Origin of the sequence: Sphingomonas azotifigens NBRC 15497, from assembly GCF_002091475.1 — a bacterium.
Classification (GTDB): domain Bacteria; phylum Pseudomonadota; class Alphaproteobacteria; order Sphingomonadales; family Sphingomonadaceae; genus Sphingomonas; species Sphingomonas azotifigens.
Map to the genome: position 1 here is coordinate 1 of NZ_BCTR01000096.1, position 10,606 is coordinate 10,606.

Annotated in this window: 6 protein-coding genes; all 6 read left to right on the forward strand. The window is 63.0% G+C overall.

Annotation, left to right across the window (positions count from 1 at the left end):
- Positions 1-2,854, forward strand: a 2,854-nt coding sequence (gene traA, locus SAZ01S_RS22395; protein WP_139810204.1) for a Ti-type conjugative transfer relaxase TraA, incomplete at its 5' end; no start/stop codon positions are given.
- Positions 2,855-3,195: 341 nt separating this feature from the next.
- Positions 3,196-6,501: an NERD domain-containing protein gene (locus SAZ01S_RS22400; RefSeq protein WP_084584552.1), complete on the forward strand. Its 3,306-nt coding sequence runs from the start codon at positions 3,196-3,198 to the stop codon at positions 6,499-6,501.
- Positions 6,502-6,594: 93 nt separating this feature from the next.
- Entirely contained in the window at positions 6,595-7,146 is a 552-nt protein-coding gene (locus SAZ01S_RS22405; RefSeq protein ID WP_084584553.1) for a HEPN domain-containing protein, read from the forward strand.
- Between the two features lie 292 nt (positions 7,147-7,438).
- Positions 7,439-7,783 carry a hypothetical protein gene (locus SAZ01S_RS22410; protein ID WP_084584557.1) on the forward strand — a complete coding sequence of 115 codons (345 nt, stop codon included), beginning with the start codon at positions 7,439-7,441 and terminating at the stop codon, positions 7,781-7,783.
- Between the two features lie 307 nt (positions 7,784-8,090).
- Entirely contained in the window at positions 8,091-9,773 is a 1,683-nt protein-coding gene (locus SAZ01S_RS22415; RefSeq protein ID WP_167693237.1) for a retron Ec67 family RNA-directed DNA polymerase/endonuclease, read from the forward strand.
- A 247-nt stretch (positions 9,774-10,020) separates the two neighbouring features.
- Complete coding sequence (locus tag SAZ01S_RS22420; RefSeq protein WP_139810205.1) at positions 10,021-10,428, forward strand: hypothetical protein; 408 nt, start codon at positions 10,021-10,023, stop codon at positions 10,426-10,428.
- Positions 10,429-10,606 lie beyond the last annotated feature (178 nt).

The following is a 10,606-nucleotide window of genomic DNA, read 5'->3' on the forward strand; positions in this document are numbered from 1 at the left end:
TGGATCGTCGGCGCTTGCCGCTGCCGCCTATCGCTCCGCCTCGCGGTTGCACGACCAACGGCTCGACCGGCATCACGACTTCTCGAACAAGGCGGGTGTCGTGCATTCCGAGGTGCTGCTGCCGGACGGCGCGCCCGAGCATTTCGCCGATCGGGAACAGCTGTGGAATGCCGTCGAAGCGGTGGAACTGCGCAAGGACGCGCAGCTTGCCCGCGAGATCGAGTTCGCGATCCCGCGCGAGCTGAACCAGGCCGAGGGCATTAGGCTGGCGCGCGAGTTCGTCCAGGCCGAATTCGTGAACCGCGGCATGGTCGCCGATCTCAATGTGCATTGGGATATCGGTGCCGATGGCGAACCCAAGCCGCACGCCCATGTCATGCTGGCGTTGCGCGAAGTCGGCGAGGACGGGTTCGGCAAGAAGAACCGTGACTGGAACCGCACCGACCTGCTGGAGAAATGGCGCGAGCGCTGGGCCGGCCACGTCAATGCGCGTCTGGCCGAACTCGATATCGATGCGCGTGTCGATCACCGGTCGCTGGAAGCGCAGGGCATCGATCTCGAGCCGCAGCACAAGATCGGCCCAGCAGCGGTGCGTATGGCCGCCCAGGGGCTCGCGTCCGAACGGCTGGAAGAGCATTACGACATCGCGCGTGCCAATGGCGAGAAGCTGCGGGCCAATCCGGCGCTGGCGCTCGATGCCATCACCCGCACCCAGGCGACCTTCACCACCCGCGATCTGGCGATGTTCGTGCATCGCCACAGCGAAGGGAAGGACCAGTTCGACCAGGTGATGGCGGCGGTGCGTGCGGCGCCCGAGCTGGTGAAGCTGGGCAAGGACGGGCGCGGCGAAGACCGCTTCACCAGCCGTGACATGATCGAGACCGAAGTGCGACTGGAGCGCGCGACCGTGAAGCTCGACGCCAGCCGCGGGCATGGCATGGACGAGCAGCATCGCAAGCTTGCCTTGGCGCGTGCCGAAATGCGCGGGCTGGCCCTGTCGAGCGAGCAGCGCAGCGCGTTTGATCACGTCACCAGCGGCAAGGATCTGGGGGTAATCGTCGGCTATGCCGGTACCGGCAAATCGGCGATGCTTGGCGTTGCGCGCAACGCATGGGAGAGCGCTGGCTATCAGGTGCAGGGGCTGGCGCTGTCCGGGATCGCCGCCGAGAATCTGGAAAGCGGCTCAGGCATCGCGTCGCGCACCATTGCCAGCATCGAGCATCAATGGGGGCAGGGGCGCGAACTGCTGACCGACAGGTCGATCCTCGTGATCGACGAAGCGGGGATGATCGGCAGCCGCCAGATGGAGCGGGTGATCGCCGAAGCCGAGAAGCGTCACGCGAAGGTGGTGCTGGTCGGCGATCCCGAGCAGTTGCAGGCGATTGAGGCCGGCGCAGCGTTTCGTTCGGTTGCCGAGCGGCATGGCGCTATCGAGATAACCGACATTCGCCGACAGCGCGAGGACTGGCAGCGGCTGGCGACGCGGCAGCTCGCAACCGGGCGCACCGCCGAGGCGCTGGAGGCCTACCGGCAGCAGGATGCGCTTCACCTTGCCGACACGCGTGAAGCGGCGCGTGCCGCGCTGATCGATCGCTGGAACCGGCGGCGGCACGAGGCACCCAGCGCAAGCCGAATCATCCTTACCCATACCAATGACGAAGTGGCGGCGCTCAACCGGGCGGCGCGCGACCGGCTACGTGCACACGGCGAAATGGGTGAAGATGTCACTTGGCAGGTCGAGAAGGGCGAACGCCAGTTCGCCGCTGGCGATCGGGTCATGTTTGGGCGCAACGAGCGCAGCCTGGGCGTCAAGAACGGATCGCTGGGGCGGATCGAAAGTGTCACCGCTACCCGCATGGCGGTGCTGCTCGATAATGGCGGTTCGGTCGCCTTCGACCTCAAGGACTATGCCGCGGTCGATCATGGCTATGCCGCGACCGTGCATAAGGCCCAGGGGGTCACCGTTGACCAGGTGCATGTGTTGGCAACACCGGGATTGGATCGGCACGCCGCCTATGTCGCATTGTCCCGACACCGCGAGCGTGTGGACCTCCATTATGGCCGAGACGACTTTTCGGGCCATGCGACGCTGGCGGCGGCGCTGTCGCGCGAGCGGGGCAAGGATATGGCGTCCGACTATGCGCCCGAATTCGCAGCACGTCGGCAGATCGTGCTGCCGCCGCCGGTTCCGGCCCCGCAGCCGGCACCCAAGCGCGACATGTTCGCCGGGCTGAAGTTGCGGGTATCCCCCGAAGTGCCGCCACCGGCACAGCCATTGGCAAATAAGCAGGCGCCGCAGCCTGAACCCGTGATCGTGCCGACGCGGGCCGTGCAGCGCCATGCGACGATTGTCCGCGCGATGCGCTTCGCGAATCGTGTTGGTGACCGCCACACCCCCGCGCAGCGCGAGGAGCTCCAGGCGAGCCGTGCAGCGCTGAATGTGCTTGCTCCGTATGCCGCGCGCGATCTTGAGCTGGCGTTCTCCAACGATCCAAGTCTGATCCAGGAAGCGTCAGAAGGCCAGGTGGCAAGGTCGATCCGCGCCATGCAGTTCGAAGAAGATATTCGTGTCGATCCACAGCTTCGCGCCGACGCCTTTGTGCAGCGCTGGCAGGCACTGGACCGACAGCGCCGGCTGCTGTTGCGAAATCAGGAGACCACCGACGCGAACAGGGTCGGCGACCGGATGATCGGCATGGCGAAGAGCCTTGAGCGCGATCCGCAGGTCGAGTCCATTTTGCGCAACCGAAAAGCCCAGCTCGGCTTGCCCGAGATGCCTGGAAGGAGCGTGGGTGAGGGCTTGGCAGACCTCATCGGCCGCGGACGAAGCCGTGGGCTCAACATCGGGATGTGAGCCGGGCCGCAGCTACGCGCCCCAACCTCAGCCATCAAGCCGGTCTCCGCGAGGCCCCGAACCTGCCGTTCGTTTGGTTCGCTCGGGCGGCAAATGAAAGACGGGGTTTGGGACATTCCCGCCGTTTGGCACCTCGACTGGGAACGGCCGCTTATGCCGAAACCGGACAGCGCGCGCGTGACGACTATTTGAACCGACGTCGAAGGATCGGCAAAAATCCGTCGCCAACCAAGCATCCTATCCTGATGAACCGGCTATATTCGGATACAATGCGATTTGTCCCATGCCAGATCTCGCGAACATATTGTTGATCGGTAGGCATCTGTGTCTAGCTTGGCATCATGGCAGCGCAGGGCATATCGATCAGGAGCTTTAGCGGCGATCCCGTTAGCAATCGCGCTGAAAACGCCTGCGTTCGCAGGCTGCAACGCGATTTGGAGACGGCCGGGGTCGACGCCGTTTTGCTGCGGAACATCATTATCGGGTCCCAGCGTCGACAAATCGATCTGATCGTGGCGACCGCGAGCACGGCGGTTGTCGTCGAGATCAAAGGCTACACCCATCCCGTCTCCGGCGGCGTGAACGGACCATGGTCGCTCGAACGGGACGACGGCAACCGTCAGCAACTCGACGGTTCCAACCCCTATCAGCAGGCACTGGAAAATCGATTCGCCGTGACGGACAGCCTGCGCGGGGATCTGGGCGCCGATGTTCGCGACGCCGTAGGCGGCATGTTATGCCTTTATCCGGCTGCCCCATCTGGATCGACCATTCCTGCCAGCGACTTCAAACTCGCCATCGGCGGCTATGCCGATCTCGTCGAGCTGCTGACAGTCCCGCGCGCCAACGCGCTTCCGCTGAACCGGTGGACTACGTTCGCTGAGGCAAACGGGCTGACCGATGATAGCGCCAGCCCGCCGTCGGCTGCCGAGCGCATCGTCGCAGACTATCTCGCAGCCTATCAGGACCTCGGCCGAGCAACGCTCGCACCCTATGTCGAGCCTCTGTTCGAAGGCGATCAGACTTCAGCAAACCTTGCCCACCGCTGCGCGGCGGGTGAGCACCTCCAGATCACCGGCGCCTCGGGCAGCGGCAAGACGATGCTCCTCAAGCGCCTTGGCATGGCGTGCGCGGCTGGCGGCGCCATCCCGGTGCTGATCCGCGGCCGAGATTTCGATCGCGACCTCCGTCCACTGCTGCGAGCGGATGCGGCACGATATACGCGCGAGAAGGTCACTACGCTGTTCGATGCTGCCGCCACTGCCGGAGCGGATATCGTCTTCCACGTCGATGCAATGAACGAATGCCCGCCCGAGAAGCGGGCCGATCTAATCGCGGCATTGCAGGCGGCACGGATCAACTATGGGGCCCGCATTATTTTGACCGGTCAGGATGAGTTGACCTTGCCGACGAGTTTGCGGGCCGAAACTGTCTGGCTGATTCAGCCCGATCGGGTGCAGGCGCAGCGAATCGTCGAAGCGCATCTGGGGCGAGCCTTGGTCGAGCAGGAAATCGCGGCCCTCGAAGTCGTCGCCACCGCGCAAGACGCGGCTATTTTTGCACAGATGCTCAGTGAGATGGGCACCATCGATGGCCGTTATTCCCTCTATCATGGGTTCTCCCGTGCGAGGCTGAGCGCCGTTGGGATAGCCCGAGCATATCGCGGCCTTGGCGATCTCGCGACCCGGATGCGCAGCGGGTTCGCGGCCGCCATTCCAAGATCAGCGGCGGAACGGATCGTCGACCCCGACGATGCGGAGACCATCGATGCCGTTTATTCGGCAGGTTTGATTTGGAGCGAAAGCGGACGAGTTGGCTTCCGCCACGATCTGATCGCCGATTTCTTCGCGGCGGACGCGTTGCTGCGCAGAGCGACCAGCCCGACCGAACTGACCGCGCTCGCTCGCCAGCCGGTCCACGCGGAGCTGCGAGAATTTCTACTCGGTGGCTGCGCGACGACGCAGGATATCGCGATGCTGCTGTCGGACGCGCCGGACTCCCGGTTGCTCGAAAGTGCGCTCTCCGGAAGGGCGGGCGCCAAGGCGCGCGACTATGCGATCAGTCGCATGCGCGACCTTATCGGGCAGTTGAAGCGACGCTACTCGGAAATCAGCCTCACGCTCCCCGACGGTGTCACGGACGCGGGCAACTTCTCATCTTATCTGCCGGCGCTAGCCGACACGCTGGAAGACGATCCGGGCGACGGACTCTTCCTCGCCCTCATTCCTTCCGCGCTCGCCGATGGGTTGCTACCTGACCTGCTCGACCTGTACGCGACGGTCGACCAGCGCCTCATCGCCGAGGCGGCGCGGCTTAAAGAGCACCATCCTGAGGTTCGCCTAGCCTGGCGGGCCGCCGCCTATGGTACGCTGTACGGGATGCATCATTTCAGTGGGGCGCGGGATCTCCAGAATCTGCTCCACGGCATCCAGAACAACTGGGCTCAGCGAAAGGCACTCCATCTCAGGCTCGGTCTCGCCGAACGTCTCGATGCGTTCGAGACATTGAGCGTCGGCCAATTGTTCTTGCTCGTGTCCGCGCTGCGCAGCGGGCTCAGCGAGCCGATGCCCGAGCGATTTCCCGAGCTGCTGCAGCGGCTTTGGAGCACACAAGTCTATCATCTGCGGCTGATCGTCTGCGACATTATCCGCTTTCGTGGCAGCGAGCTGGGCGATGACGATCGTGCGGCGGTGCGCGAGATTCTCGACGGCTACCTGTCCGACAATTCGATCATGAACAGCATGGTGTTCGATGCGCTGGAGGGCGTCGGAGGGATCGACCATGACTTCACCGTCGAGGCAGCGGTGCGGGAATATGAGGCAATGCTTGATCAGCCGGAAACGCCCGAAAGCTGCGCGCTGGCGGTTAGCGCGGTCACCCGGACCTATGATCATCCCTATCGCGACATCTACTGGGAGGCATTCTACGAGGTGCTCGCGGTCGAGAAGCGGCAGGGGCTACTGTTGCGCGGCCTGCGCGACTCGGACCGCGATGCTTGGTTCATCAACGACATACTTCGAGGCCTGCGGCGCGACCCGACGCCCGCGGCTGCGCCCGAACTGCAACGGCTGGCACTGGGTCCGCTGACCGAAGGGCATTCGCACCAGTTCGCGGTCGTGGTCTTCTCGGAGGCGATTGCGCTGCTGGCGACGATGAATCTGCCGCTCGACCTTTCGCAACCCGTTCCGGACGATGAGGCGATGCGCGCCTGGTATTACGCGGCGCCTCTCATCCATGCGCTGAACGGAGGTGGCGGGTCACCTTCCGTGGATGACTTCGTATCATGCGGTGTCGCCCAAGCCTTCGATGTGGTGCAACGCCTCCGACGTGAAGCGCGGAATCTCGGTTTTAGAGGTCTTCCCGATATCGCCTTCGATGGTCGTTGGCCGGACATGGTCCGTGACCTCGCCAGAGTTGTGCTGGCCGGCGATTACGTGGCCGCGTCGATATTTTCCCGCTTTCAATTCGGGCAACCGCTCGAAGAAGAACATATCGATGCCGCGCTGCAATTGATGGCAAAGGTAGGCCGACCGACCGATCTCAAACTCGTGCAACGCTGGCTCGAACATCCGCGACATGGCGAACAGGCGCTGGCGACGGCCCGGGCGCTTGAGGCGGAGAGAACGGACGAGCATGCTTCGTTATAAGATGTCACGCGGACGGCATGTCAAATGAGGCTCTCGGGCTTAGCCCGCCGGCCCAATAGCTGATACTCTGCTCTCCCATTTGGATAGCAGACCATGTCGTATCAACGTCGCGATGCCCTTGTCGAAGAGATCGTCCAGCTGCAGCCCACGCTGCGGCCATTCGTGCGCGATCTGTCTAGCGACTTGATGGCGGGCTCTTGGGACCTCGTTTCCTATAGTTTTGAGCGGGGGTTCGAAGCGCTGTGGGACTTGGCGCGCGCAGATAGTTCCGGCCTGCTCGAAAGGCCGCTGCTTTCGCTGTGGCGCCAGAGTGTTGAGCTGGCCATCAAGTCGGCGATCCTCGATCTTGTTGGTAAGATCAGCGGGAAGCCAGGCCACGATCTCGACAAGCTGTTTCAGCAACTTCTCGACATCCGCGCCGATGAAGGCTGCATTGATGACGATGATCTGGCGCGCAATGTGCGGTCGATGATCGCGCAGGTGCAGGCGTTCGACCCGTTCGCCGATCGTTTCCGCTATCCGTCAGATCGCGGCGGCAGGCCCTACGTCGGTGTCGCTGTAGATCTCGACGAATTGTTTCAGGCGCACTGGATCATCACCACTTGGTGCGAGGGTGCCGTTATGGAGATGCGCGGCGATGTCTGACGAGCAGGGCAATAGGAGCGCCAAGAGTTTAAAAAGGCCTTGTCGACGGCGCCGCTGCACTCCGATCGGCTTTGAGGCGGCTGCCGCTAGGCCATTTTCGGGAGCAGTCGTTCGGTGAACATTTGAGGATTGCCCGGTCTGGTCGCTCGCCGCCACGTAGGCGTCGTGGAGGCCGATCGGCGTCCTGTAGACCTAGAGCTTCCTCGCCATGCGGGCGTCGTCCTCCTCGGTATGGAACGCCGAAGTGAACGTTCCGGCTCCCGAGACGCTTTACGGTCGAGGAGAGCCACTCGTGCCGGAGACCGCCGCAGCTCATCCCGTGACGCCGGACGGTCACTACTTCGTGGTGCGGGGGCGGCTCCGGCGCATGTCGAACCCGGACCTGAGCGAGGACGAGCGGGCATCGCTGGTGTCCGACCTGATGGCGGCGAGGCGGGACGTGAGAGCCGGCCTGAAGGCGCAGGACCGCGATGCCGTTCGCGACGCCCGTGGTCGCGTGGACGCGGCAAAGCGCGCCCTCGGCGAGCGCGGCCGAGTGTGGTGGACGGACGGGTCGCCGGACCTCAACCGGCAGCTCGCTAGGAACACGAGCTATGCCTCGTGGTTCGACGGCCTGAAGCAGGGTGATACGGGATGATCGCGTCAGCGCAGGCTCGCGCTTGGCGGAGTGTCATAAATAGCCGGGTGCCACGGGCAGCCGTTGGTGGATATGATTGCGTCGCGCTCTTCAACCCGGCGACTTGCCTAACGCGTGCACACGGCTAAGTTGATCCGAGGCTCGCGGACAGATTTTTTGTCGCGTTTCGCGACACGTGAAGAGAATGTGCGGGAGAATTGCTCCTGCGGTCCATATGGGCAATCCCTGAGGGTCTACGCCTGCGAAGGAGTGTCCGCGAGCCGACGGATGACGGGGCGGGACGATGAAGAGGATTGACGAGCTGAAGATGGCGACATCGCTTTCGGATGTCGCGCTGCTGCTGGGGTTTCATCCCAAGGCGTTCGCCTGGGTTATCTACAAGCAGACCGCCAAGTATGCGGTGTTCGACATTCCCAAGTCGCGCGGTGGAACGCGCACGATCAAGGCACCCGAGCCTAGGCTGAAGAACATCCAGGCCAGACTTGCCGAGCTCCTTCAGGACTGCATCGCGGACATTAACGAGGCGCGATCGCAGAAGGAGAAGCTGTCGCACGGTTTCCGGCGCGGCCACTCGATCATCACCAACGCATACCAGCACCGCGGTAGGCGCTTCGTCCTCAACGTCGATCTCGCCGACTTCTTCGGGACGATCAATTTCGGTCGCGTGCGCGGCTTCCTGATAACAAACAGACACTTCGCACTGCATGAGCGTGCCGCCACGGTCATCGCCCAGATAGTCTGCGATGACAACAGTCTGCCTCAGGGGGCGCCGACCTCGCCCGTCGTCTCGAACCTCATCGCCCACATCCTAGACGTACGCCTGGCCAAGCTCGCCCGGCGTTTCGGCCTGCACTACACCAGATATGCCGACGATCTTACCTTCTCGACCAACAGCCGCGACTTTCCCGAGGAGGTGGCGGTGCCGAACGACGCTGGTCAGTGGGTAGCCGGTCCGGCGCTCGACACGGCAATCCAACGGGCGGGATTCGCGCTCAATCCCCAGAAGACCCGCGTCCAGATGCGGCAGTCCCGGCAGGACGTGACCGGCCTGATCGTGAACGAGAAGGTCAACATCCGCTCGGAATACTATCGGGAGGCGCGGGCGAAGTGCGACCACCTCTTCAGGACCGGCGCCTATCGGACGAAGCAGTTGGTTCGGAAGGATGACGGCACCGCTGCGGTCGAGGAGGTGCCGGGAACGCTCGATCAGATGGAGGGGGTACTGAGCTTCATCGACAGCGTGAAGCGGTACAAGCGGCCTGCCGATCGCGATCACAAGCTGACCGGCTCCGAGCAGACATACCGAAAGTTTCTAGTCTACCGTTATTTCTATGCGCCATCGATGCCCGTCATCCTGTGCGAGGGCAAGACCGACAACATTTACCTCCGGTGCGCGATCCAGGCGTTCGCGGACGACTATCCCGGTCTCGCGGAGAAGCAGGGAAGCGCTGCAACGCTCAAAGTTCGTCTGTTCAACTACTCCGAGCATACGAAGCGGCTGTTGGGCATCGCCGGCGGGTCGGGCCACTTCAACAACCTGATCAGGGACTACCGCAAGAACCTGAAGCCCTTCACCGCTCCGCACGCCGAGCGCTTCCCGGTGATCCTCCTCGTCGACAACGACTCCGGTGCCGACGGCATCTACAAGGTCGTGAAGGCGACGACTAAGACGGCGTGCGACGGGAAGGAGTCGTTTTATTACGTGGGCGACAACCTGTACGTCGTGCCGACGCCGCTCGGGCCGTCTGACGCCCAGACGATGATCGAGGACTTCCTGCCGGCGAAATGGCGGGCCGAAAAGCTGGGCGGCAAGACCCTGAACCTCGGCAAGGACTGCGACATCACCAAGGAGTACGGCAAGGCGCTGTTCGCCGAGCACGTGATCAAGAGGAACCGGAAGGACGTCGACTTCACCGCTATGCGCGTGATCCTGGATCGGATCGTGACCGTCATCGACGACTATGCGGCGATGATGGGCGCAGGTCCCTGATGTACGGTTTCGTCGGCGACCTTCAGCCGAACGCCCCGTGCATCCACCAGCTGAGGTCGCCGGTGTCCCCGTCCACGCCGTCGTCCTGGCAGAGCATACATAAGCGCCGGCCCGCGAAGCTTTTTGGGCTTGCCAGTGAGCCGGTTTAACGCCCGATATTAGGGCGCACTGCTGCCAAACAGGTCAATGAAAATGAAATGGACAGTTTTGACCGGAGCGGCCGTTTGCGCGTCGGTCGAGGAACGGCTTGGATTGGTCGGGAGCCGCCGGTGCCGAATTTCGCATTCTGGTGGGAAGCGGACACACCGGTTTGCGGCTAGATCATCATCAAAGCTGCCGCTATTTCTTTCTAATGGATTTCTCCGGCCTCATTGCGCTTCCGCTCGCTGCGGTAATCACCGCCTGCTGGATCGTCGGCGCGAGCATCTTTTCCAGGAGAGGTCCGGGCTTTCGAGCGCCATTCCTCTTGTCGTGCGCAATCGGCGTGATCTTCATGGAGCCGTGGAGGATCGGGGCATGGCAAGAACTCGGCATGTTCGCTATCATGCTCGCGATGCTGACCTTTTCCGTTGCAATAGGGTGCATCGTTGGCGGCATTCCTGCTGCTGCCATAGTCTCCCTCGCTCCTAAACTGCGGCGACGCTTCGGGCGTTAACGAAACGGCAGCTTACAGGCTCATTCTTCTCGGCTCTCTTAGGCCGACTTTGGGCGGGAGCCGCCGGTACGGAACACGATTTCAGGGCGCCACCGCCGATGGAGCGATGATGGTTGTCTATGGCCGCTTTCGGCCCGAGCGGTCGTTCCCACCCGCTAATAGGGACGGCTTAAGTTGG